Raw genomic sequence first — 23,370 nt, forward strand, 5'->3', positions numbered from 1 at the left:
CCCGAACGAGCCCGGCCCGCCTACCCCAGGCTGCGTCACCCCAAGAAGTGCAGCAGCTCCCTCGGGATCTCGACCGCATCCTCCCCCGGCAGCAGGTGCCGCAACTGCTCGCGCGCGTGCGGATCGGTGACCGCGTAGCCCTGGACGACCAGGGTGCCCCGATCGGTCGCGTACAGGGTCGGGCAGTTGCCGTTGTTGGAGGTGGTTCCGAGGAAGGTGAGCCGCATGGTCAGGGGAATCCCTTGGCAGGTGCGTTCAGTGACAATTGCTAGCACTCTCGTGACAGAGTGCGCAAGCAGCGTGACACACCGTGAGGCGCGTGCAAGGACATCGAGGGCGCGTACCACCCGTCAGGCGCCCCTCACCCACCGTTCAGCCCACCACCGGGGGAGATGTCGGCGGAGTGTCCAGCGCGAAGGCGGCGTTGACGAGCGCGACATGGGTGAACGCCTGCGGCGCGTTCCCGAGCTGGCGCCGTGCGACCGGATCCCACTGCTCGCTGAGCAGGCCGAGCTCGCCGCCGACGGCGACGGTACGGGCGAAGACCTCGGTGGCCTCCTCCGTCCGGCCGCCCAGGGCGAGGGCCTCGGCGAGCCAGAAGTTGCAGGCGAGGAAGGCGCCCTCGGGGCCCGGTAGGCCGTCGGGGGTCGCCACGGGGTCGTAACGGCGGACGAAGCCGTCCAGATCCAGTTCCTCGCGGATCGCGTCGACGGTCCGCACCACGCGCGGGTCGTCGGCGGGCAGGAAGCCGGCCTGCGCGAGCAGCAGCGCGGCGGCATCGAGCCCGGCCTCCCCGTAGGCCTGGACGAAGACGCCGCGCGCCGGGTCGTAGCCGTGGGCGCAGACGTCGGCGTGGACGGCGTCGCGCAGGGCGCGCCACTCGGGAAGCGGGGCGGGCAGGCCGGTGTGCTCGGCCATCCGCACGGCGCGGTCGGCGGCGACCCAGCACATCACCTTGGAGTGGGTGAAGTGGCGCCGCCCACCGCGCATCTCCCACAGGCCCTCGTCCGGCTCGCGCCAGTGGGCGGCGACGGCGTCCATCTGGGACCGGAACAGGCTCCAGACCTGCCGTTCCATGGGGATGCCCGCCTCCAGCGCCCGGTGCAGCATGTCCGCGATCTCGCCGTGCACGTCCAGCTGCACCTGCCCGACGGCGGCATTGCCGATCCGGACCGGCCGCGAGCCCTCGTAGCCGGGCAGCCAGTCGGCGACCGCCTCGGGCAGGGCACGCTCCCCGGCGACGCCGTACAGCGCCTGGACGCCGGAGCGTTCCCCGGCGATGGCGCGCAGCAGCCAGCGCCGCCAGGAGGCGGCCTCCTCGCGGTGTCCGCCGCGCAGCAGCGCGGCGAGGGTGAGGCTGGCGTCGCGCAGCCAGCAGTAGCGGTAGTCCCAGTTGCGCGGACCGCCGAGCCACTCCGGCAGCGAGGTGGTGGGGGCGGCGACGATGCCGCCGGTCGGGGCGTAGCTGAGCGCCTTCAGGGTCAGCAGCGAGCGCAGGACGGGCGCCTGCCAGGGGCCCTGGTAGCGGCAGCGGGCCGACCAGCGCTCCCAGCCGTCGAGCGACTCCCGCAGGCTCTGCTCGGGGTCGAACCGGTGGACGCCGTCCTGGTGCGAGGGCTGCCAGGTGAGGGTGAAGGCGACACGCTCGCCGGCGCGGACGGCGAAGTCGGAGCGGGTGCAGCCGTCGGTCCCCTCCCCCGCGCCGTAGGTGTGCACGCCGGACGGCACGGACAGCCAGGCGGCGTCGGGCCCGGCGACGGCCACCCGGTGGTGGCCGGTACGGCGCACCCAGGGCACGACCCGCCCGTAGTGGAACCGGACGCGCAGCCGGCTGCAGAGCTCGACCCGGCCGCTCGTGCCCTCGACCAGGCGGACCAGACGCGGCGGCTCCCGGCCGGCGTCGGCCGGGCGCTGTGGCATGAAGTCCAGCACCCGGGCCTCACCGCCGCGGGTGCGCCAGCGGGTCTCCAGGACGAGGGTGTCCCCGAGGTAGCGCCGGCCGACCGGAACGACGCCGGGCTCGCTGGGGGCCAGGGCCCAGTGGCCGTGGCGTTCCTCGCCGAGCAGGGCCGCGAAGCAGGAGGGCGAGTCGAAGCGCGGCAGGCAGAGCCAGTCGACGGAACCGTCCGCGCCGACCAGGGCGGCTGTGCCCAGGTCGCCGAGGAGCGCGTAGTCCTCGATCCGTCCCGCCATCCACCGGCCTTCCGTCGGCCTTCCGTGGTCTGTCGGCGGTTCCGGCCCCGACCGAAATCCCGCCGCACCTGCGGCTATTGCGGCTTTTGTCATAATATGGTGGCTCGTGGTTCGGACCTCCGCCACCGTTGCCGTCCAGCGTCACCGCTCCGCACCGGGAAGGAGCGCACTGTGGCCCGTCACACCTGGCAGACCTGGCAGACCTGGTCTCCGAGCTGGGTCGACCTCGAAACCCCGAACGCCGCCCGCGTCTACGACTACTACCTGGGCGGCAGCCACAACTTCGAGGCGGACCGGAGGATGGCCCGGCAGGCCATGGAGCAGTGGCCCGACCTGCCCGCGATCATGCGCGCCAACCGTGCCTTCCTGCGTCGCGCGGTGCACTACCTGGCGGGGCAGGGCTTCACCCGGTTCCTCGACATCGGCTCCGGGATCCCGACCCTCGGCGCCGTCCACGAGGTCGCCCGCGAGCTGCAACCGCAGGCCCGGGTGGTCTACGTGGACCGGGACCCCGTGGCCGTCGCGCACAGCCAGATGATGCTGGCCGAGGACCCCCTCAGCAACATCGTCCAGGCCGACCTGACCGAGCCGGAGGAGCTCCTGGCCCACCCCGACGTCGTGGCCCTGCTGGACGCCGCGGAGCCGGTGGCCCTGCTGTTGATCGCGGTGCTGCACTTCGTACCCGACCGGCTGCACCCGCACGACCTGGTCGCCCGCCTGCGCGAGGCGCTGCCGCCCGGCAGCGCGCTGGCCCTGTGCCACGCCTGCGTCGAGGGCCGCCCCGACCAGGTGGGCCCGCACCAGGACATCTACGCCCGCACCCGCACGCCGCTGACCATGCGCGACCACGACCAGATCGCGCGCTTCTTCGACGGCTTCACCCTGGTCGATCCGGGACTGGTCTACCTGACCCAGTGGCGCCCTGATCGCCCCGACTCGGTCGGTCCGCACCCCGAACGCCTCCCGGGCCTGGTCGGCGTGGGGCTGCTGCCATGACCTCCCGCGATCCGGCCTCGGAACCGGACCCGGACCCGGACCACGCGGCGTCCGGTGGCACCGCCCCGGACGCCCCGGTCGCCCCGGACGCGCGCGACAACCCCTGCACGGCGCCGGAGTCCGACTTCCGGGAGCGTTGGAGCGCCCTGCTCGGGCGGCACGGCACGCCGCTCCACCCCGCCAAGGTGGAGGCGCTCAGCACACGCACCGCCGCGCTGATCTGTCAGGGGCGGCCCGGCGCCGCCGCGTCCGCGCTGGTCGCGGCGCACTTCACCGACCCGGACCTACTGATCGGCGCGGTCGAGCTGCTGCGGAACGCGCCCGCCCAGGAGGGCGATCCCGCGGGTGCCTTCGCCGCCGCCTGGGCCATCGCGCTGCGGGAGCGGACGCTGCGGCAGCAGGAGGCGATCCGCACCGCCGCCGACGTGGCCCGGCGCGAGGCGGAACAGGCGCTGCACGCGTCCGAGGCGCGGTTCCGGGCCCTGTTCGAGCACGCCGCCGTCGGCATCGGCGTGGGCAGCGTCGAGGGCGAGATCCTGGCCGCGAACCGTTCGCTGCTGGAGATGTTCGGCGCCACCATGGAGGCCCTGCGCGGCCGGTCCGTCACCGATCTGGTCCACCCGGAGGACACCCCGGAGGTCTGGCAGGCGTACGAGGACCTGATCGCGGGCCGGCGGGAGAGTTTCCAGTGCGACAAGCCGTACTACCGGCAGGACGGCGAGGTCGTCTGGACCCACCTGACCGTCTCGCTGATCCGCGACGAGGACGGCACTCCGCGCTACCAGGTGGCGATGCTGGAGGACATCACCGACCGCTACCGTCTGCAGGAGCGGCTGCACCACCAGGCCACCCACGACCCGCTCACCGGTCTGCCCAACCGCGCGGCCTTCTTCGAGCGACTGGAGAAGCTCTTCGCGACGGCCGCACCGGGCGCGCACTTCGGCCTGTGCTACATCGACCTGGACCGCTTCAAGATCGTCAACGACTCGCTCGGACACGCCACCGGGGACCAGCTGCTCGTGGAGGTCGCCGGGCGGCTCGCAACCGCACTGGCGCCGCTCGGGCACCTGGTCGCCCGGCTCGGCGGGGACGAGTTCGTGGTGCTGCTGGAGCACTGCGAGGGCGAGCACGACGCGGTGGCCGCCGCCCGCGCGGTGCTGAGCGCCCTGCGCGAGCCGATCCTCATCGACGGCCACCAGCTGGCCATCGGGGCCAGCATCGGCGTACTGGAGCGGGCCGTCGGCACCATCACGCCGGGTGCGGCCGTCCGCGCCGCGGACCTGACCCTCTACCGCGCCAAGGAGGCCGGCGGTGCCCGCTGGACCCTGTACGACGCGCGGACCAACGCCGAGGCGGTCAGCCGCTACACGGTCTCGGTGCGGATGCCCGTGGCCCTGGAGCGCGGTGAGTTCTTCCTCGAGTACCAGCCGCTGTGCTCGCTGGCCGACGGCACCATGACCGCCGTCGAAGCGCTGGTGCGCTGGCGGCACCCGCTGCTGGGCGTGCTGCGGCCGGACGAGTTCGTCCCGGCCGCCGAGGAGACCGGGTTGATCCTGCCGCTCGGCCGGTGGATCCTGCGCCAGGCGTGCGCCCAGGCCGCGGACTGGCAGCGCCGGTACGGCGACCGGGCGCCGCAGGTGAACGTCAACATCACCGCCCGGCAGGCCCGCAGCAAGGGTCTGATCTCCGACGTCGGCCGGATCCTGGCCGACACCGGCCTGGACCCGGGCCTGCTCCAGCTGGAGATCACCGAGGGCACCGCGCTCGGCCCGCGGGACGAGTCACTGCGCGTGCTGAACGCCCTGGTGGACAAGGGCGTGACCCTCGCCGTCGACGACTTCGGCACCGGCTGGTCCAACCTCGCCTACCTGCGCGACCTGCCGCTGTCGGGCCTGAAGCTCTCCAGCTCCTTCATCATCGACCCCAGCCCCGACCCGAACGCCGACGAGGAGATCGGCTGGCGCATCGTCGGCGGCCTGGCCTCGCTCTCCCGAAGCCTCGGCCTGACACTGACGGCGGAGGGCGTGGAGACGGCGGAGATCGCGGAGCGGCTGCTCACCATGGGCTGCGACTGGGGCCAGGGCTGGTACTTCGGCCGCCCGGCCGCCGCGGCGAGCCTGGAGGCGCTGATGCTCAGCACCCCGCCCCTCGTCTCCGTGCCACCACACGTCGCGGGCAGAACGCCCGCCAGGGGCCCCGACCGGCGCTCGGGCGGTGCCCCCGACCGACGCGCGGGCGGCAGGTCCGCCGAGGACCGCCCGCCCGGCCGCCCCGGGACCTGACCCCCGAGGCCCTGGGGAGAGGCCCCGGGAAAGGGGCCCGGCGGACGGACCTGGGGCCCGGCCGTCAGGCCCTCACGACAAGGACCACCTCCGGTCGGCCCCGCCGTGGCACTGCACCGGACCGCTGCCGCCGGCGACGGCCTCCTGCAGGGCCGCGGCCAGCACCGCGCTGCCGGACATGTCGAGCGCGGGCTCGCTGGACTGCCAGGACCGGACGTCGTCGACGTACTCGCTGCCGTGGCCGGTGAACTTGGTGTAGCCGTCCTTCTCACAGGACTTCATGCCGCTCTGCAGCGACCCGAGGCCGCCGGTGAAGTTGCCGGACCCGTTGGGGCCGTTGACGACCGCGCCGGTGTCGATCGGAGCGGCGCCGGTGGTGGACCCGAGCAGGTTGGGGATCTGCGAGCCCATGCAGTCGGGGAAGGTCGTGCCCGCGCCGACCACGAAGCTGGTACCCCACGCGTTGCCGCCGAGCAGCCAGTCGCGCTGCTCGCCCGCGAAGGCCGCGTACTCGGTGTCCCCGGTGGCCCGCTGGTAGAGGGCCTCGGTGGAGATGAAGCCGAAGGTGTGCGAGTCGACGTCGAAGTTGGTGTCGTCCCCGCCCTCACGGAAGACGTCGGCGGCGGAGGCCTTGGCCGCGGTGGCGACCTGGGCCTTCAGATCGGCCACCAGCGTGGCCTTGCTGACGGCCAGTCCGGACGGGTTGCCCGCGGCGGCGAGGGCCGCGAGGAGGTCGGCGTGCGCGAGGGCGCTGACGTCGTAGAGGTTGAGCGTGTCGTGGCCCGAGTCGCCGACGATGTAGTCGGAGGCCCAGGCGGCGGCCTTGGTCAGGTAGGGCAGGTAGGTGGAGCCGGGGTCACCGATGGCCTGCTGGGCACGGGCGATCTCGGTCGCGCCCAGTTCCATGGCGTCGTGCCAGATGGACTCGGGGTAGTAAGCCGAGGGCAGGGCGGACTCCAGGGAGCTCCCGGGGCTGGTGTTCGCCGTCGCGTAGAGCGAGGTGGCGTCGTTCAGTTCGGCCTTCGCGCCGACCGTGTCGCCGGTCGACGCGTCGTACCGGGCGGCGAGGGCGAAGGCGGCGGCCACGCGGCCCACGACGTCCGGGTCGATCTTGGCACCCGGGGCAGCGGCCTCGAACACCGGGCGGTGCGCGGCGGCGTAGTAGTCGGTGGAGGCGGTGTCGGAGTCGTCGGCCTGCGGCAGCCGCCACAGGTCGTGGTCGCCGTAGTACGTGGTCTCGTTCCCGGCCCCGATGCCGACCTGGAGGTAGAGCGTCCGGGTGGACGGATTCCACATCCGGTTGAGCCAGGCGTTGCCGTAGGCGGCCTCGGCCCTCAGCGAGGAGGGCGCGTGCGCGCCGAGCGCCAGGGCGGAGGAGTACAGCAGGTCGTCGGCGTAGGCGGTGGTGAAGGTGAACTTGAGGTAGTCGCCGGCGTCGAACCAGCCGCCCTCGGCGTCGACCTTGGCCGCACCGGGGATCGGCACCAGGTTGCCGCTGATCTGGTCGCCGGTGCCGCCGTCGCTGTTCGGGACGAACGTGGGCGTCCGGTAGACCGTCGCGCTCGCGTCGTTCAGGTGCGAGGGCTTGCGCCCCAGCGCCCCCGCGATCACGTGCGCGCCGTCGCGCTGGTTCCGGAAGAACGTCACACCGCCCGTCACCAGGGGGCCGTAGAGCGCGGAGGCGGACTCCACCTCGAAGGTGTCGGAGGTGGCGCCGACCGCGCCGCCGACGGTGAGGTGGTAGGTGCCGGTGGTGGTGACCGAGGAGAAGTCGATCGGATAGACGTCGGGGTAGGCCGAGTTCCACGACCCGCGGCTGGTGGTGCTGACGATGCCGGACGCGACCGTCGTACCGGCCGCGTTCACCACCTGGTAGGTCTCGCCGGACACGGCGGCGCCGGTCATCAGGTAGGCGATCTTCGTGTCGGTCGGCAGGTACCCGACCTGGTCGGTGCGCAGCTGCGCGGCCGTGGCGGCGTGGGCCGCCGTGACGGGCCCGACCAGCGCGAGGAGGAGGCCGGCACCGGCGGCTGACGCGGCGAGCGGACCGCGTCGCGGTCGTGTTCCCATGGTGGCTCCTGGGGAGAGGACCAGTGGATAGTAAAGTTTCCTAACCGAATGGCCGGAACCGTATCCACCACCCGTGGGGTCGTCAATACTCCGAGGAACGGCAGTTGTCGCAAGCATGCTGACGCCAGGTCAGGAACCTGCGCGCCGGACGCGCAGTGGCCCCTCAGGCGCGGACGACTTCCAACTCCTCGCCACCGTCGGCCTCGACGTCGATACGGGGGTTGCGGAGATGCTCGACGTGGCCGATGGCCTGGTCGAGCAGGTCGGCCACGTGGTCGTCGTAGAGGGAGTAGACGATCGAGCGACCGTGGCGCTCGGTGTCGACCAGGCCGAGGTTGCGCAGCAGGCGGAGCTGGTGGGAGCAGGCGGAGCGTTCCATGCCGACGGCGTCGGCGAGCTCGGTGGCCGCGCACGGGCCCTCCTGGAGGCGGGCCAGGATCAGCAGTCGCGAGGGCGTGGCCAGGGCCTGCAGCGTGGTCGCGACGGCGTTGGCGCCGACCGCGTCGAGGCGCTCGCGTGCAGTGGTGCTGCGGTTCATCCCATGGCCCATGCGGCCATCATACGGGGCATGCGTGAAGAGGCATTCACATGTTCCCGTATAGTAGGGCGAGCAGCCACCCGCCCCGCCCATGAAAGAAACGCCTCTGATGTCGACCACGCTTCTTGAACGTCCTGCCGTGGCCGCCGCGCCTCACGTAGCGCCGCGCCGCAGGACGCGCGTACTGGCGCTGGCCGAGGCTCGCTGGGCGCTCGCCGCGCTGGTGCTGTTCGCGATCGCGCTACCGCTGCAGCTCGCCGGTGTCACCGCCTGGGTCTGGGGCCCGCTCTACGCGCTCTGCTACGCGGCCGGCGGCTGGGAGCCGGGCTGGGCCGGACTGACAGCGCTCAGGGAGAGGACGCTCGACGTCGACCTGCTGATGATCGTCGCCGCACTCGGCGCCGCCGCGATCGGGCAGGTCCTGGACGGCGCGCTGCTGATCGTCATCTTCGCCACCTCCGGCGCGCTGGAAGCCCTGGCCACCGCCCGCACCGCCGACTCCGTGCGGGGCCTGCTCGACCTCGCGCCCACCACCGCGACCCGGCTGCGCGACGACGGCACCGAGGAGACCGTGGCGACCGAGGCCCTCGCAGTCGGCGACACCGTCCTGGTCCGCCCCGGCGAGCGCGTCGGCGCCGACGGCCGCGTGCTGGACGGCGCGAGCGAGGTCGACCAGGCCACCATCACCGGCGAGCCTTTGCCCGTTGCCAAGCAGGCGGGCGACGAGGTCTTCGCCGGAACCCTCAACGGCACCGGCGCGCTGCGCGTCAAGGTCGAGCGCGACGCCACGGACTCCGTCATCGCCCGCATCGTCGCCATGGTGGAGGAGGCGTCCGAGACCAAGGCTCCCACCCAGCTGTTCATCGAGAAGGTGGAGCAGCGCTACAGCGTCGGGATGGTCACCGCGACACTGCTCGTCTTCGCGATCCCGCTCGCCTTCGGGGCGGCCCTGTCCGGGTCCCTGCTGCGGGCCATGACGTTCATGATCGTCGCTTCCCCGTGCGCGGTGGTCCTGGCCACCATGCCGCCGCTGCTGTCCGCGATCGCCACCGCCGGACGTCACGGGGTGCTGGTCAAGTCGGCTGTGGTCATGGAGCAGTTGGGCCAGACGCAGGCCGTCGCCCTGGACAAGACCGGCACGCTGACCGAGGGCACGCCGCGGGTCACCGACGTCCGTCCGCTGCCCGGCTCCGGCCTCACCGAGGACGCGCTGCTGGCGCTCGCCGCCGCAGCCGAGCACCCCAGCGAGCACCCGCTCGCCCGCGCGGTCGTCGACGCCGCCCGCACCCGCGGCCTGGCGCTGAGCCCGGCGCAGGACTTCACCTCCGCCCCCGGTGTCGGCGTCACCGCCCTCGTGAACGGGGCGACCGTGGCGGTCGGCGCCCCCGCGCGCCTGCTCGTCGACGCGGTCGGCTCAGCGTCGACCGACGCGGCCGCCCTGGCCGCCGGGCTCGCCTCCGGGTTGGAGGACGGAGGCCGTACCGCCGTCCTCGTCCAGCGCGAGGGCATCCCCGTGGGCGTGCTGGGCATCGCCGACCGCCTGCGCCCCGACGCGGCGGCGACGGTCGCCGCGCTCGGCCGGCTCACCGGCCGCACCCCGATCCTGGTCACCGGCGACAACCTCCGTGCCGCGGCCCGCCTCGCGGCGGAGGTCGGCGTCGAGGACGTGCGCGCCGGGCTGCTGCCCCAGGACAAGGTCACCGCCGTCACCGAGCTGGAGCGGGCCGGGCGGCGCACCATGGTGATCGGCGACGGCGTCAACGACGCCCCGGCGCTCGCCGCCGCCCACGTCGGCGTCGCCATGGGCCGCGCCGGCTCCGACCTCGCCCTGGAGACCGCCGACGCGGTCGTCGTCCGCGACGAACTCGCCACCGTCCCCACGGTGATCGCCCTGTCCCGGCGGGCGCGCCGGCTCGTGGTGCAGAACCTGGTCATCGCCTCGGTCTTCATCACCGGCCTGGTGGTCTGGGACCTGGTCGGTCACCTGCCGCTGCCCCTCGGCGTCCTCGGCCACGAGGGCTCCACCGTCATCGTCGGCCTCAACGGTCTGCGCCTGCTGCGCGACGCCGCCTGGCGCCGCGCGGGCGCCGGGACGGCCGCCGCATGAGCCGCCGCAGCCGCGCGAACAAGCCCGCCCCGGCGGGGGCGGGCCGCCCCACGGTGACCGTGTGCCGAGGCTGCTGCTGCGGCACACCGAAGATCCCCCGCCTGGACCACGCCGCCCAACTCGCCGAGCTGCGCACCGCGCTGGCCGACAGCGCCGCCGTGCGGGTGGTGGACTGCCTGGACGCCTGCGAGCAGGCCAACGTCGTCGTGGTCCAACCGTCGCCCGAGGGTCGCCGCGCGGGCGGCCGCCCGGTCTGGCTCGGCCTGGTCAACGACCGCGACGCCAACGTCGACATCGCCGCCTGGACCCGATCCGGCGGCCCCGGTCTGGCGGACCCGCCCGACATCCTCGACCTCTACGCCTTCCAGCCCTCACGGCGGGTGCGTCAGGGCGTCGAGGACTGAGGTCCTGACGTCCACCCGAACCGGTCAGCTGTTGTCCGGGGGCGGTAGGGCGAGGGAGAGCCTGATCGCCCGGACGGACCGTTCCACCGGGGCGTTGGCGGCGGTCAAGGCCGGTCGCAGGCCCTCGAGTTGCCGCAGGGAGGTGCTCCGTGCGGCACGCAGGGTCAGGGTGGCGCGCGCCTCGTTCGCGGCGATCAGGGAGCGCGCCGAGGCGGCCGCCCGCGCGGGCAGGGCGAGCTGGGCCAGGCGCTGGTCGAAGGTGCGCTCGGTGGCGGCGATGTCGCGCAGGTCCGCCGTGCTCGCCGTGAGCCGGCCGCGGTCGGGGCCGTCGAAGCGATCGACGTCCTTGTCGAGGCGGGCGTTGCCCGCCTCCGCGATCGCCAGGTACGCCGCGGCGGGGGAGGCGGCGGTGGCCGTGACGGCGCGGGGGCCGGACGGGGCAGCGGCCGTCGGCCCGGCCGCGCATCCGCCCAGAGCGACCGACACCCCGGCCGCGGCTCCCACCGCCGCCACCGCCAGGAGGGCCTTCACGGTCCAGCTCCCGTGAAGGCCCCGGTCAGGGGGCGCCGCCCCCGCTGCCTCGCGGCCTCTCCGCCGAAGCCGAACAGGCCGACGGGGACCCTGAGACGGTTCATGGTCGCTCCCGGGGTGGGGACGGTCAGGGTGAGGGTTCTCCTGCCTCTACGCCTACCGGGACCTGCCGGTTCAGGCTGCGCTCGGCCCAGAGCGTCTTGCCACGCCGTTCGGGCCGCACGCCCCAGCGCTGGGTGAGCTGGGCGGTGATGAACAGGCCCCGGCCGTTCTCGTCCGTGTTCAGGGCGCGCCGCAGGTGGGGGCTGGCACTGCTGTCGTCGGTGATCTCGCACACGAGCGTGGTGTCGAGGATGAGACGCAGCCGGATCGGACCCTTTGCATAGCGCACGGAGTTGGTGACCAGTTCGCTGACGACGAGCGCGGTGTCGTCGATGACCTCCTGGTCCAGGCCCCACTCCGCGAGCTGGGCGACGGTTCGCCTGCGGGCCCGGGCCGCGCTCTCGGGGGCGTTGGGGAGGGTCCACACCCTCGTCCGGGAGTCGTCGAACACCCGGGTACGAGCCAGCAGCAGGTAGGCGTCGCGGGCCGGCTGCTCGGGCGCGAGGGCATGGGCGCACCTGTCGCAGGCCGCCTGCAGGGAGGGCTGCGGTGCGGCGAACAGGTCGTTCAGTCGGCTCAGCAGCGGCGGTCCGGAGCTGGTGGGCTCGCCGACCAGGGCACTGTTGTAGATCAGCAACGTCGTGCCCCCGGGCAGGGCACGTTCGGTCAGGGGGTAGTGCGCCAGCCCTTGACCCAGCGGTGGCCCCACGGCGACGTCGAGCTGTTCGACGTGTCCGTCCGGGTGCACCAGGGCCGGCGCCGGGTGTCCCGCACTCGCCGCGGTACAGACGCGGGAGACCGGGTCGTAGACCAGGCACAGGCAGGTGGCGGGCGACCCCTCGCGCGCGTCGGTCGCTGCGGCGTCGCCGAGGGTGCTGGGGCGGCTGGCCAGGTCGTGCAGGCGGTGCAGGATCTCGTCAGGCGGCAGGTCGAGGGCGGCCAGCGCCTCGATCGCCCCGCGGACCTCGGTCATCGCCGCGGGGCTCGACGTCCCGGAGGTCGCGTCCCCGGCGACGAGCGCGACTCTGGAACCGGACAGCGGGATGGCGTCGAACCAGCCGCCGCCGGTGCCGGCGGGCAGGTGGGTGCGGGCGAGTTCGACGGCGGCGTCCACGGTGGCGCGCGCCCGGGCGAAGCCGCCGGAGAGGATCCGGGCGGCCGAGCGCTCACGGCTGTAGAGGCGGGCGTTGTCCAGGCACTGCGCGGCGTGCGCGGTGAGCTGCTGCGCGAGGCCCAGGTCCCGCTGGTCGAACGGGGTCGGGTTGCGCCAGCGGTAGAAGCAGGCCAGGCCGAGCACCACGCCTCGCGCCCGGATCGGCACCAGGATCATCGAATGCGCTCCCGCGCTCAGGAGGCGCGCGTCACGTCGGCGAACGGGATCCAGCCAGCGCGCGTCGCGGCGCAGCCGACGGATCAGCTTGGGGGCCAGGGTGTCCAGGGCGGTGCGGTAGGCCGTGCCCGGCGTGAACACCTCCATCTCCCCGACCACCGGAACGCCCTGGACGTCCGGTCCGGCGGCCGAGCGGAAACCGGCGCGACGAACGGTCGGGTCCCGGTCGAACGCGTCGGCCGCCGGGGCCCTGCCGCGCAGGACCGCGTCGTAGACGTCGACCGTGACGGTGTCGGCCAGGGCCGGGGAGACGACGTCGCAGAACTCCGCCGCCGTGCGGAAGACGTCGAGGGTGGTGCCGATCCGTACGGCCGCCTCGTTCAGCAGCCGCACCTCCGCCTCGGCCCGCAGTCGGGCGGTCACGTCCGTCAGTGCGGCGGCCAGGCCCAGCACGGTGCCGTCGGCCTGTTGCAGGCGGAAGACCGACACCGAGACGGCCGCCTCGATCGCGGGGTCCCGCCGGTGACGGATGCGGAGGTCCAGGTCGAATTCCGGATGTCCCGTCTCGAGTACCCCACGGGCCGCCCGCTCCACGGCGGCCGCGTCGGTGACGTCGAACGACCGCAGGATCTCCGGCAGCGAGTGGCCGAGCATACGGTCGACGGGGAACTCGCGCATCAGCTCAGCGGCGGTGTTCACCCGGACCAGGCGCAACTCCCGGTCGTAGACGTGCAACCCCAGGGGCGACTGCGAGAACAGCGCGTCCAGGACGGCGTCGCCCAGTTCCTCACGCAAGGGCGCGCCCTCCTGCTGGTGGTCACCATCCACTGCGGCGCCCGTTCCACGAGACGGCGAGGTGCACGCCTCCATGCAACGCCATCCGTGCGCGGGCGGCCACCGCAGCACCGTGGCCGGGTGACCGCCGGCCCCCTCGCGTGGCGTCCCACGCCGTGGCGGCTTCGGGCCCGGCGGAACCCGGGGCGGCGGCACCGGTTTGGAAACCGCTTACCAACGCTTGGACTCCCGGCCGGGCGCGCCCGAGCAGCGTCAGACCGCCGCCGTGCTGTCGCGCAGGACCAGCTCGGCCGCCAGCTCGACGCGGCGCGGCGCGTCGCCCGGCGGCTCCAGCAGCAGTCCCACGGCGGCCTCCCCGGCCTGTTCGAGGGGCAGGCGCACCGTGCTCAGCGCGGGGCTCAGATCGGCGGCGAAGGGGACGTCGTCGAAGCCGACGACCGAGACCCGCGTGGGCACGGCCAGGCCGAGGTCGTCACGCAGGCCCGCCAGGGCGCCCGCGGCCATGACGTCGTTGAGCACCAACAGCGCACCGAGGTCGGGTTGCTCGGTCATGAGCCGCACCGCGGCGGCCCTGCCTCCGGCGCGGGTGAAGTCACCCTCGACCACGGCGCGGAGCGGGAGCGGAGCGCCCAGCGCGCGCAGGGCGCGCCGCGCGCCGTCCAGCCTGTGACGCACGGTCAGCAGCTCGGACGGGCCGGAGACCACGCCGATCCGGCGATGGCCGAGCTCCCACAGACCGCGGACGGCGAGGCCGCCGCCCGCGCGGTTGGCCATGGCGACGGTGTCCAGGTCCGGCCCGCGCTCGCCGATGCAGACGACGCGACCGCCGTCGGCCTCGAAGCCCGCGATCTCCTCGGCGAGCTCGGCCGTCGCCGCCGCGTCGGCCGTACCGCTGCCGGCCAGGATCACGGCCCGGGCGCGCTGGGCCCGCAGGCCCCGCAGGTACTCCAGCTCCAGACCCGGCTCACGGAAGGTCGCAGCGATCATCACCATCAGCCGCTGCTCGCGCGCCGCGCGCATCGCCCCGGCCGCGATGGCGCCGAAGTACGGGTCGGCCACGTCGTGGACGATCAGGCCGACGACGCTGCTGGTGGCCCGGGCCAGCGCCTGCGCGGGCGCGTTCGAGACATAGCGCAGTTCCTGAGCCGCCGCCTCGACGCGTCGGCGCAGCTCCTCGCCGACCGTGCGGGAGCCACTGCCGTGCAGCACGCGCGAGGCGGTCGCCAGGGAGACCCCCGCGTGGTGCGCGACCTGCTGCAAGGTCACGCCGCCGGGCCGGTCCGGGCGGGTTCTCGACCGTGGATTCGCCATGGTCCGTAACGTACCGCGACCGGAAAGGCTTTCCGAACCCGCCGCCCGGCCGCGCTCCGCACGCCACCCGGCTTGGAAAGCGCTTTCCTTTTGCGTCCCGACCGGCTAGCTTTTCGCTCCACGCCCACCTCAGTCGATCGAAGGGATCCCCCGATGACCCGCCGAACCGTCGGCATCGTCATGAACGGTGTCACCGGCCGCATGGGCTACCGCCAGCACCTGGTCCGCTCGATCCTGGCCATCCGGGACCAGGGCGGGCTGACGCTCCCCGACGGCACCGTCGTGTGGCCCGAGCCGGTGCTGGTCGGCCGGAGCGAGGACAAGCTGCGCGCCATCGCCGAGCGCCACGGCCTCGCCGCCTGGACCACCGACCTCGACGCGGCCCTCGCCGACCCCGCGAACGAGATCTACTTCGACGCCCAGCTCACCCAGGTCCGCGGCAAGGCGCTGCGCGCCGCGATCGCCGCCGGCAAGCACATCTACACCGAGAAGCCCACCGCCGACTCCGTCACCGAGGCCCTGGAGCTGGCCCGGCTGGCCACCGACGCCGGCGTCAGGAACGGCGTGGTGCAGGACAAGCTCTTCCTGCCGGGACTGCTCAAGCTCAAGCGGCTGATCGACGGCGGGTTCTTCGGCCGGATCCTGTCGGTGCGGGGTGAGTTCGGCTACTGGGTCTTCGAGGGCGACTGGCAGTCCGCGCAGCGCCCCTCGTGGAACTACCGCTCCCAGGACGGCGGCGGGATCGTGCTCGACATGTTCCCGCACTGGCACTACGTGCTCGAGCGGCTCTTCGCGCCCGTCCGTTCCGTCTACGCCCAGGCCACCACGCACGTCCCGGAACGCGTCGACGAGCAGGGCGCCTCGTACGCGGCGACCGCCGACGACGCCGCCTACGGCATCTTCGAGCTCGACGGCGGAGTCGTCGCGCAGATCAACTCCTCCTGGACGGTGCGGGTCGACCGCGACGAACTGGTCGAGTTCCAGGTGGACGGCACGGAGGGCAGCGCCGTCGCGGGACTGCGCAACTGTCGGATCCAGCACCGCGCCGCGACCCCCAAGCCGGTCTGGAACCCGGACCTGCCCGCCACCGAGCCGTTCCGCGCGCAGTGGCAGCAGGTGCCGGACAACGGCGAGTTCGACAACGGCTTCAAGGTGCAGTGGGAGCAGTTCCTCGCCCACGTCGTCGCGGACGCGCCGTTCCCCTACGACCTGCTCTCCGGCGCGCGCGGCGTCCAGCTCGCCGAGCTCGCCCTGCAGTCCGCCGCCGAGGGCCGTCGCATCGCCGTGCCCGAGCTGCACGTCTGACTGCCCGCACGTCTGCAGTCTGCACGTCTGCAGGCCTGAACGCCCAGGAGACCCGCGTGTCCTCGATCCTGCTCCCCCTGGCGGGCGGCGCCGTGCGCTACGCCCTCCCCGCCCCGCCGCCGCTCCTGTCCTCCCTGCCCGACACCGCACCGCAGGCCCGCAGTCGGACGGTCTTCGCCGCCGCGCACGTGGTCGCCCATCCGCACCGCCCCAACGGGCCCGGCCTGCCCGCCGCCGTGGACTGGGACGCCACGCTGGCCTTCCGTCACCACCTGTGGTCCCTCGGGCTCGGAGTCGCCGACGCGATGGACACCGCCCAGCGCGGGATGGGCCTGGACTGGGCCGCCACCCGTGAACTGATCGAGCGCAGTGGCGCCGCCGCGCGGGGCGCCGGGGGGCGTCTGGCCTGCGGTGTCGGCACCGACCAGCTGGACCCCGACCGGTTGCACTCCCTGAAGGAGATCATCGCCGCCTACGAGGAGCAGTTGGAGGTGGTCGAGCAGGCCGGGGCGCAGGTCGTCCTCATGGCCGGCCGGGCCCTGGCCGCCACCGCCGACGGGCCGGACGACTACGCCGAGGTCTACGGTCGTCTCCTCACCCAGGCAACACACCCGGTGATCATCCACTGGCTCGGCGACATGTTCGACCCGGCCCTGGCCGGCTACTGGGGCTCGCGCGACCTGGACGCGGCGACCGCCACCGTCGTCGAGCTGATCCGGGAGCACCGGGACAAGGTCGACGGGATCAAGGTCTCGCTGCTCGACGCGGGCCGCGAGATCGCGCTGCGCCGCGCGCTGCCCGCCGGGGTCCGCCTGTACACCGGCGACGACTTCCACTACCCCGAGCTGATCCTCGGCGACGAGCAGGGTTTCAGTCACGCCCTCCTCGGCGTCTTCGACCCGCTCGCCCGCCACGCGGCCGCCGCGCTGGCCGCCCTCGACCGCGGGGACGTGGAGACCTACCGCGCGGTGCTGGAACCCACGTTGCCCCTGGCGCGGCACGTGTTCGCGGCGCCCACCCGCCACTACAAGACCGGCGTCGTGCTGCTGGCCCACCTGGCCGGGCACCAGGACCGGTTCACCATGGTGGGCGGTGCCCAGGACCACCGGGACGCCAACCACCTGTCGCAGCTCTTCGTGCTGGCCGCCGAGGCCGGCGTGCTGCCGGACCTGGAGCTCGCCGCCGCACGGATGCGCCACGTCCTCGCCGAGAGGGGGTTCGAGCAGTGAGCACCACCCTTCGTCCCGCCCCGGGCCTGGAGCGCCTGTCGCTCAACACCGCGACCACGAAGGGTTGGACCCTCGCGGAGGCGGTGGCGGGCTGCGTGGACGCGGGCATCCCCGGCATCGGTCTGTGGCGGGACCGCGTCGCCGAGACCGGCCTGAGCAAGGCCTCCCGGCTCGTGCGGGACGCCGGACTGACCGTCACCAGCCTGTGCCGCGGCGGATTCTTCACCGCACCCGGCCGGGAGGACGACAACCGCCGCGCCGTCGACGAGGCCGCCGCCCTCGGCACCGACACCCTCGTCCTGGTCTGCGGCGGCCTGCCCGAAGGCAGCCGCGACCTGCCTGCCGCACGGGCGGCCGTCGCCCGCGGCATCGCCGAACTCGCGCCCTACGCGCAGGCCAACGGCGTCAGGCTGGCCGTCGAACCGCTGCACCCGATGTTCTGCGCCGATCGCGCCGTCGTCTCCACCCTCGGCCAGGCGATCGACCTGGCCGAGGCCGCCGGACACGACACCGGCGTCGTCGTCGACACCTACCACGTGTGGTGGGACCCGGAGTTGGAGCGGCAGATCGCACGGGCCGGAGCAGCCGGGCTGATCCGCTCCTTCCAGGTGTGCGACTGGCTGCTGCCCCTCCCCGCCGACGCGCTGCTCGGACGCGGACACGTCGGCGACGGTCACATCGACATCCCTCGGATCGCCCGCCTGGTCACCGAGGCGGGATTCGACGGCTGGACGGAGGTCGAGATCTTCAACCAGGAGATCTGGGACACCCCCGGCGAGGAGACCCTGCGCACCGTCGTCGAACGTCACCTCCGTCACCTCGACCGAATCGGACAGCCGTGTTCCTGACCACCACCGACGAAGGTTTCCTGCGCGACGGACGGCCGCACCGGATCGTCTCCGCCGCGATCCACTACTTCCGCGTCCACCCGGACCTGTGGCGGGACCGGCTGGAGCGGCTGCGCGCCATGGGCGTCAACACCGTCGAGAGCTACGTCGCCTGGAACGTCCACGAGCGCGAGCGCGGCGTGTTCGACTTCACCGGCGGGCAGGACGTCGCCGGGTTCGTCCGGGTGGCGGGCGAGCTCGGGCTCGACGTGATCGTGCGGCCCGGCCCGTACATCTGCGCCGAGTGGGACGCGGGCGGCCTGCCCGCCTGGCTCCTCGCCGAGCCGGGGATCAGGCTGCGCCGCACCAACGCGCCCTATCTCGCCGCCGTCGAGGCCTGGTTCGACGCGCTGGTACCGCAGTTGTCCCCGCTGCTGGCCGAGGCGGGCGGGCCGGTCGTGGCGATGGCCGTGGAGAACGAGTACGGCAGCTACGCCAACGACACCGCCTACCTGGCCCACCTCCGCGACGGCCTGATCGCGCGCGGCGTGACCTGCCTGCTCTTCACCGCCGACGGCGCCGAGGACCGGTTCCAGCTCGGCGGCAGGCTCCCAGGGGTACTGACCACGGGCACGTTCGGCTCCCGACCGCAGGAGGCGCTCGCCTGCCTGCGCCGGCACCAGCCCGCCGGCCCGCTGGTCTGCACGGAGTACTGGCACGCCTGGTTCGACAGCTGGGGTGACCCCCACCGGGTCCGGGAGGCGGCCGAGGCCGCCCAGGTCCTTGACACGCTGCTCGCGGCCGGCGCCTCGGTCAACCTCTACATGGGCCACGGTGGCACCAACTTCGGCTGGTGGAACGGCGCGAACGTCTACGACGGACGCTACGTCCCCATCGCCACGAGCTACGACTACGACGCCCCGATCGGCGAGGCGGGCGAGCCCGGACCGAAGTTCGACGCCTTCCGCACGGTGATCGAGCGTCACCTCGGGCCGGTCGACCACCCCCTGCCCGCCGTCCCGGCGCGGCTCGCGCCCCAGCGCTGCCGACCGACGGGCAGCGTCCGGCTGCTGGACTGCCTGGACCTGCTCGGCACACGGGTCGACCACCTCGAACCGGAGACGATGGAGGCGCTCGGCCAGTCCTTCGGGCTCATCCACTACCGCACCCGGCTGCGCGGCCCCCTCGCCTCCACCGAGTTGCGGGTCGACGGCCTCGCCGACCGCGCCCAGGTCTTCCTCGACGGAGCCGAGCTGGGCACCTTGCACCGGAACGCTCCGGACCAGTGCCTCACGTTCGGCGTCCCGGCGGACGGCGCCCAACTCGACCTGCTCGTGGAGAACCAGGGCCGGGTCAACTACGGCCCGCTCCAGGCGGACCGCAAGGGCATCACCGGAGGGGTCCGGCTGGACCGCCAGTACCAGTTCGACTGGCGGATCCGCCCGCTGCCACTGGACCCGCTGCCCGATCTCCCCTACGCCGCGGCGGCGAGCACGACGGCCGGCCCGTCGTTCCACCGGTTCGATCTCGAGGTCCCCGAGCCGGCCGACGGCTTCCTCGCCCTCCCCGGCTGGACCAAGGGCATGGTCTGGCTCAACGGCTTCGCCCTGGGCCGCTACTGGGAGGTCGGCCCACAGCGGACCCTGTACGCGCCCGGCCCGCTCTGGCGGGCCGGGCGCAACGAGATCACCGTGCTGGAGCTGCACACCCCCGGCCCGGCGCTCGAACTGCGCGACGCACCCGACCTCGGTCCCACCGGGGACGCCCCCGAGGGTTTCTGAGGCTCGGGCTCAGGGGGCGCGCCCCTGTTCGGACCCGAGACCCGAGGTGCCCGGCACGGGGAGTTCGTGCATGTCCGTGACCCGCAGGCCGAGGGACTGGATCCGGTGGAGGAGGCCGTACAGATGGGCTTCGTCGGTCACCTCACCGGACAGGACGGTCTGGGCCGGTAGATAGCTGCAGACCAGTTCAGGGAAGGCCATGCGGGAGGTCTCCTCCAGCATCCGCCCTGCTATCCGGATCTCGTAGCGCATGATCTCCTTCCCTCCCCTCCCGAAACGTGCCGTCCGGCGGTGGAGAACCCAGGCCGCCGGACGGGTCTCGTGATCCGGCTCAGGCGGCCAGGACGTGCTCCTTGGCCCGCTTGTACTCGTCCTCGGTGATGTCGCCGTGCTGGCGCAGCTCCGCGAGCTTGGACAGCTCACCGGCCTGGCTCGTCGTCGAGGAACCGGCGGCGGCGTCCTGGACGTAGGACCGGAACTCCGCCTCGGCCTCCTGCGAACGCTGCATCTCGCGCCGACCCATGCTCTTGCCCCGGGCGATCAGGTAGACGAACACGCCGAGGAACGGAAGCACGAGGACGAAGACGCACCACCCGGCCTTGCCCCAGCCGCTCACGGAGTCGTCGCGGAACAGGTCCCCGAAGACCCGGAAGAGCAGGAAGAACCACATGACCCACAAGAAGACCCACATGGTGGTGAAGAAGACGTTCAGCAGCGGATAGTTCATCGCAGGCTCCTCCGGCCGGCTGCCGCGGCACGCCGAGCGCGGACCGCTTCTCCCTCCACCTTCCGCACGTGGGATGGTTCTCGCGCCACCCGTTTCGGGTGATTCGGCACCTCAGAGCAGGCCCAGTTCCCGTGCTCGCCGCACCGCCTCCGTGCGGCGGGTCACCGAGAGCTTGCGGTTGATGTTCTTCAGGTGGGTCTTCACGGTGTTCACGGAGAGGAAGAGGTCGGCGGCGATCTCCTCGGTGGACATCAACTGGGCCGCCCGCGCCAGGACGTCGCACTCGCGGCTGCTCAGGCTCTCCACCGGGCCCGGCGGCACCTCGCCTGCGGGACCCTGGCCCGGCGCCGGGGCGGGACGCAACTCGGCGGGCAGCCAGTCGTGGGAGGCGGCGAGCGAGGGCTCGCTGCGGAGCATGCGCCGCAGCCACGGCGCCGCCTCACGGAAGGGCCTGCGCTGTCGCTCCGGTGCGGCGACGGTCAGGGCGCGGACCAGCAACCGGCGGGCCGCCGCGTCGTCGCCGAGCGCGGTGGCGGCCTGGGCGCGCGCCAGCAGGACCGCGACGGCGACCGCGGGGCCGCGAGCCGCCGACGCCGGCAGCCGGTCCAGCGCACGCAAGGCCGATTCGCAGTCGCCGCAGGCGAGTTGAGCCTGTGCCTCGGCCACGAGCGCCTCCGGTCCGGCAGCGTCCTGTTCCTGCACGGCCGCGACGGCCGCAGCCGGGTCTCCTGCCGCCAGCCGGGCGGCGGCGGCCGCCGCGACCGCCCGGTCACTGAGCCACTCCGGCGCCGGTGTGCCTCCTGCGGCCTCCGCGGCCTTCCGGACGCCCCGCAGCGCCTCCAGTGCCCCGCGGACGTCCCCTCGGGCCAGGCAGAGCCGGGAGCGCAGGACCGCGAGGCCGCCGCTGACGACCGGGTCGTCCTGGGCCGCCTCCAAAGCCGCCGCGCGCTCGAGTGCACGGCGTGCCGCGGACAGGTCGTCGCGCTCCAGGGCGACCTCGGCCAGCGCGAGTTGTCCGGTACCCGTGCCCTCCGTCTTCGGCAGGCCGGAGCGCTCGGCCTCGCTGTCGGCGGCGCCGACCTGCTGCTCCGCACGCCTCAGGCGGCCGGAGAGCAACTCGATCAGCGCCAGCCGGTTCAGGGATTCGTGGCGCGGGCCGGCGGTGGAGGGGGACGACTCCACTTCTGCGGCGGCCTGCAGGGCCTCGCGCGCCTCGTCGAGTCGACCGGCCCACAGCAGGACGGCACCGAGGTCGCTGAGCAGCAGCGCGCCGAACTCCGGATGGGCGCTCTCCAGCCCCTTGAGCAGATACGCGTCCTCGTCGCGCACCTGGTCCGCCTCCCGCGCGGCGGTCTCCGCCCGATCCGCGTCCGCGAGGAGGCGGCCGGCGAGGACGTTGAGGTAGGTCAGGCTGAGCCGGGCCGCCGGTCCGCCTGCCGCCCTGACCTCGCTCTCGGCCTGCCGCAGATGGGTGACGCCCCGCTGGGTGTCGTGCCGCGCCAGCGCGAGCGCCGCGCGGATCAGCTCCGGGGCGGCCCCGTCGGCGCCCGGGGGCATCCTGCTGAACAGGTCGGTGAGGCGATCGGTGTCGCGTCCGGTGAGGAGGCTGCCGATGGCCAGGTCGTCGACGAGCAGCGTGGCGGCGAAGCCCCAGTCCCCCGCCGCCACCGCGTGCGGCAGGGCGTCCATGACCAGCCCGGTGCTGCCCAGCCAGTGGGCCGCGCGGGAGTGGAGTTCCGCTTCGAGGCCGGGGTACCGGGCTCGAAGACGGGCCCGGAGGATCTCGGCGAAGAGCGGATGTTGCCGGTACCACGAATGGCCTACCGGCGTCACGAAGGCGTTGACGCGATGCAGGTCGACGAGGAGCCGGCCGGCGTCCTTGCGCCCGGTCAGCGCGTCGGCCAGGTCCGGGTGGATCCGCTCCAGGAGGCTGGTCCGCAGCAGCAGGTCCTGGGTCTCCTGTCGTTGCCGCTCCAGCACCTCGACGGTCAGGAAGTCGGCGATCGTGTTGTCGCTCTCCTCGAACTCCTTGAGGTAGCTCTCGGGGTCCGGTGCGCGCAGCGCTGCCAAGGCCCAGAGCCGCAGGCCCGCGGCCCAGCCGTGCGTGCGTTCGTTCAGGGCCCGGACGACACCGTCGGAGGAGGGCAGACCGTGGAGGGACAACAGCGTGGAGGTCTCGTGGACCTTGAACGCGAGCTCCGCGGCACGGACCTCGGTCAGCTGCCCCGCGGCGGCGTACCGGTGCAGGGGCAGGAGCGGGTCCGAACGGCTGACCAGGACGAGCCGCAGTCTCGGGGAGGCGTGACGCACCAGCTCGTGCAGTTCCTCGGCGACGGCGGGGGAGGTGATCCGGTCGAACTCGTCCAGCACCAGGGTGACCGGTTCCTCCCGGCGGTTCAGCTCGTCCGCCAGCCTGGCCAGCAGCGAGGGGTCGACGCGCGCGGGAAGACCGGGGCTGCCGATGTGCTCGGACAGCTCGACACCGTGGTACCGCAGGGCCTCCAGGGTGTAGGCCCAGAAGAGTCCGGAGGCGTCGTCGCTGCTCTCCAGGGTCAGCCATGCCGCGGAACCGCGCGGCCGGGCAGAGGTGAACCAGTCGGCGACCAGGAAGGTCTTGCCCGCGCCGGCGGGGCCGTTCACCAGCACCAGCGGGCCGTCCCGCAGACCCTGCTGCAGGTGCTGCGTGAGTCGCCCGCGGTGGACGAAGGTCGGGGGCAGGACGGGAACCGCGAACCGCGAGGTCAGGACCGGGTCCCCGTCCGGCAGTATCAGGTGACTGGACTCGTCTGGCATGGGCGTCATGTGGTCACCGCCCGGACTGGTCCAGGCTGGTCAGGGAGCG

18 protein-coding genes are annotated in these 23,370 nt (G+C 73.5%); 8 read left to right on the forward strand and 10 right to left on the reverse strand.

All coding sequences use genetic code 11. The annotated features are described in order from the left end of the window. Window positions 1–35: 35 nt before the first annotated feature. Both BMY61_RS24295 and BMY61_RS24300 read right to left on the reverse strand, forming a co-directional pair. Window positions 36–227 (reverse strand): hypothetical protein, encoded by a 192-nt coding sequence (locus tag BMY61_RS24295; protein ID WP_042444197.1) that lies wholly within the window; start codon window positions 225–227, stop codon window positions 36–38. A 145-nt stretch (window positions 228–372) separates the two neighbouring features. Beyond that, window positions 373–2,193, reverse strand: coding sequence for a glycoside hydrolase family 15 protein (locus tag BMY61_RS24300; protein ID WP_042444198.1), 1,821 nt, complete (start codon window positions 2,191–2,193; stop codon window positions 373–375). A 171-nt stretch (window positions 2,194–2,364) separates the two neighbouring features. Here BMY61_RS24300 and BMY61_RS24305 point away from each other — a divergent pair, with 171 nt between their 5' ends. Together BMY61_RS24305 and BMY61_RS24310 are read left to right on the forward strand one after the other, a co-directional pair. Further along, window positions 2,365–3,189 carry an SAM-dependent methyltransferase gene (locus BMY61_RS24305; protein WP_042444200.1) on the forward strand — a complete coding sequence of 275 codons (825 nt, stop codon included), beginning with the start codon at window positions 2,365–2,367 and terminating at the stop codon, window positions 3,187–3,189. Continuing rightward, entirely contained in the window at window positions 3,186–5,471 is a 2,286-nt protein-coding gene (locus BMY61_RS24310) for a putative bifunctional diguanylate cyclase/phosphodiesterase (protein ID WP_052438456.1), read from the forward strand. Before BMY61_RS24305 ends, BMY61_RS24310 begins: the two co-directional genes overlap by 4 nt. Window positions 5,472–5,543: 72 nt before the next feature. On the opposite strand, the gene BMY61_RS24315 is transcribed toward BMY61_RS24310, so the two are convergent. Then, a complete protein-coding gene (locus tag BMY61_RS24315) occupies window positions 5,544–7,541 on the reverse strand; it encodes a glycoside hydrolase family 9 protein (protein ID WP_042444202.1) in 1,998 nt (665 codons plus the stop codon). Between the two features lie 163 nt (window positions 7,542–7,704). After that, window positions 7,705–8,091 (reverse strand): ArsR/SmtB family transcription factor, encoded by a 387-nt coding sequence (locus BMY61_RS24320; RefSeq protein ID WP_042444203.1) that lies wholly within the window; start codon window positions 8,089–8,091, stop codon window positions 7,705–7,707. A gap of 97 nt (window positions 8,092–8,188) precedes the next feature. Here BMY61_RS24320 and BMY61_RS24325 point away from each other — a divergent pair, with 97 nt between their 5' ends. Together BMY61_RS24325 and BMY61_RS24330 are read left to right on the forward strand one after the other, a co-directional pair. Continuing rightward, the gene (locus BMY61_RS24325; RefSeq protein ID WP_042444205.1) at window positions 8,189–10,186 is read left to right on the forward strand and encodes a heavy metal translocating P-type ATPase; all 1,998 of its coding nucleotides are present in this window, start codon (window positions 8,189–8,191) and stop codon (window positions 10,184–10,186) included. Continuing rightward, on the forward strand, window positions 10,183–10,590 hold the full coding sequence (locus BMY61_RS24330) for a hypothetical protein (RefSeq protein ID WP_042444207.1): 408 nt from the start codon (window positions 10,183–10,185) through the stop codon (window positions 10,588–10,590). Before BMY61_RS24325 ends, BMY61_RS24330 begins: the two co-directional genes overlap by 4 nt. A gap of 24 nt (window positions 10,591–10,614) precedes the next feature. Here the strand turns inward: BMY61_RS24330 and BMY61_RS46435 are convergent, their stop codons facing one another. The 3 genes from BMY61_RS46435 to BMY61_RS24345 form a co-directional block, all read right to left on the reverse strand. After that, complete coding sequence (locus BMY61_RS46435) at window positions 10,615–11,121, reverse strand: hypothetical protein (RefSeq protein WP_042444209.1); 507 nt, start codon at window positions 11,119–11,121, stop codon at window positions 10,615–10,617. A gap of 127 nt (window positions 11,122–11,248) precedes the next feature. Then, window positions 11,249–13,348 carry an ATP-binding SpoIIE family protein phosphatase gene (locus tag BMY61_RS24340; RefSeq protein WP_042444412.1) on the reverse strand — a complete coding sequence of 700 codons (2,100 nt, stop codon included), beginning with the start codon at window positions 13,346–13,348 and terminating at the stop codon, window positions 11,249–11,251. 252 nt (window positions 13,349–13,600) lie between these two features. Then, window positions 13,601–14,659, reverse strand: coding sequence for a LacI family DNA-binding transcriptional regulator (locus BMY61_RS24345; protein WP_042444211.1), 1,059 nt, complete (start codon window positions 14,657–14,659; stop codon window positions 13,601–13,603). A gap of 153 nt (window positions 14,660–14,812) precedes the next feature. Between BMY61_RS24345 and BMY61_RS24350 the strand changes: the two genes are divergently transcribed. From BMY61_RS24350 to BMY61_RS24365, 4 genes are read left to right on the forward strand one after another with little or no spacing between them, the layout of a single operon-like run. Beyond that, on the forward strand, window positions 14,813–15,964 hold the full coding sequence (locus BMY61_RS24350) for a Gfo/Idh/MocA family protein (RefSeq protein WP_042444213.1): 1,152 nt from the start codon (window positions 14,813–14,815) through the stop codon (window positions 15,962–15,964). Window positions 15,965–16,020: 56 nt separating this feature from the next. Then, the gene (locus tag BMY61_RS24355; protein WP_075004042.1) at window positions 16,021–17,193 is read left to right on the forward strand and encodes a dihydrodipicolinate synthase family protein; all 1,173 of its coding nucleotides are present in this window, start codon (window positions 16,021–16,023) and stop codon (window positions 17,191–17,193) included. After that, entirely contained in the window at window positions 17,190–18,041 is an 852-nt protein-coding gene (locus tag BMY61_RS24360; protein ID WP_042444214.1) for a sugar phosphate isomerase/epimerase family protein, read from the forward strand. Before BMY61_RS24355 ends, BMY61_RS24360 begins: the two co-directional genes overlap by 4 nt. Further along, window positions 18,032–19,801: a glycoside hydrolase family 35 protein gene (locus tag BMY61_RS24365; protein WP_042444216.1), complete on the forward strand. Its 1,770-nt coding sequence runs from the start codon at window positions 18,032–18,034 to the stop codon at window positions 19,799–19,801. Before BMY61_RS24360 ends, BMY61_RS24365 begins: the two co-directional genes overlap by 10 nt. Before the next feature lie 9 nt (window positions 19,802–19,810). Here the strand turns inward: BMY61_RS24365 and BMY61_RS24370 are convergent, their stop codons facing one another. The 3 genes from BMY61_RS24370 to BMY61_RS24380 all read right to left on the reverse strand — a co-directional run bounded on the left by BMY61_RS24370 (window position 19,811) and on the right by BMY61_RS24380 (window position 23,330). After that, window positions 19,811–20,053 (reverse strand): hypothetical protein, encoded by a 243-nt coding sequence (locus tag BMY61_RS24370; protein WP_042444218.1) that lies wholly within the window; start codon window positions 20,051–20,053, stop codon window positions 19,811–19,813. 79 nt (window positions 20,054–20,132) lie between these two features. Then, on the reverse strand, window positions 20,133–20,528 hold the full coding sequence (locus BMY61_RS24375) for an SHOCT domain-containing protein (protein WP_042444219.1): 396 nt from the start codon (window positions 20,526–20,528) through the stop codon (window positions 20,133–20,135). A 111-nt stretch (window positions 20,529–20,639) separates the two neighbouring features. After that, window positions 20,640–23,330 (reverse strand): winged helix-turn-helix domain-containing protein, encoded by a 2,691-nt coding sequence (locus BMY61_RS24380; RefSeq protein ID WP_042444221.1) that lies wholly within the window; start codon window positions 23,328–23,330, stop codon window positions 20,640–20,642. Window positions 23,331–23,370 lie beyond the last annotated feature (40 nt).

It is taken from the genome of Streptacidiphilus jiangxiensis, from assembly GCF_900109465.1.
Classification (GTDB): Bacteria; Actinomycetota; Actinomycetes; order Streptomycetales; family Streptomycetaceae; genus Streptacidiphilus; species Streptacidiphilus jiangxiensis.

Bases quoted from the DNA above. Each gene is read 5' to 3' on its own strand.
- BMY61_RS24295 (WP_042444197.1), bottom strand. From the start codon at position 227: ATGCGGCTCACCTTCCTCGGAACCACCTCCAACAACGGCAACTGCCCG.
- BMY61_RS24300 (WP_042444198.1), bottom strand. From the start codon at position 2,193: ATGGCGGGACGGATCGAGGACTACGCGCTCCTCGGCGACCTGGGCACA.
- BMY61_RS24310 (WP_052438456.1), top strand. From the start codon at position 3,186: ATGACCTCCCGCGATCCGGCCTCGGAACCGGACCCGGACCCGGACCAC.
- BMY61_RS24315 (WP_042444202.1), bottom strand. From the start codon at position 7,541: ATGGGAACACGACCGCGACGCGGTCCGCTCGCCGCGTCAGCCGCCGGT.
- BMY61_RS24320 (WP_042444203.1), bottom strand. From the start codon at position 8,091: ATGGGCCATGGGATGAACCGCAGCACCACTGCACGCGAGCGCCTCGAC.
- BMY61_RS24325 (WP_042444205.1), top strand. From the start codon at position 8,189: ATGTCGACCACGCTTCTTGAACGTCCTGCCGTGGCCGCCGCGCCTCAC.
- BMY61_RS24330 (WP_042444207.1), top strand. From the start codon at position 10,183: ATGAGCCGCCGCAGCCGCGCGAACAAGCCCGCCCCGGCGGGGGCGGGC.
- BMY61_RS24345 (WP_042444211.1), bottom strand. From the start codon at position 14,659: ATGGCGAATCCACGGTCGAGAACCCGCCCGGACCGGCCCGGCGGCGTG.
- BMY61_RS24350 (WP_042444213.1), top strand. From the start codon at position 14,813: ATGACCCGCCGAACCGTCGGCATCGTCATGAACGGTGTCACCGGCCGC.
- BMY61_RS24370 (WP_042444218.1), bottom strand. From the start codon at position 20,053: ATGCGCTACGAGATCCGGATAGCAGGGCGGATGCTGGAGGAGACCTCC.
- BMY61_RS24375 (WP_042444219.1), bottom strand. From the start codon at position 20,528: ATGAACTATCCGCTGCTGAACGTCTTCTTCACCACCATGTGGGTCTTC.
- BMY61_RS24380 (WP_042444221.1), bottom strand. From the start codon at position 23,330: ATGACGCCCATGCCAGACGAGTCCAGTCACCTGATACTGCCGGACGGG.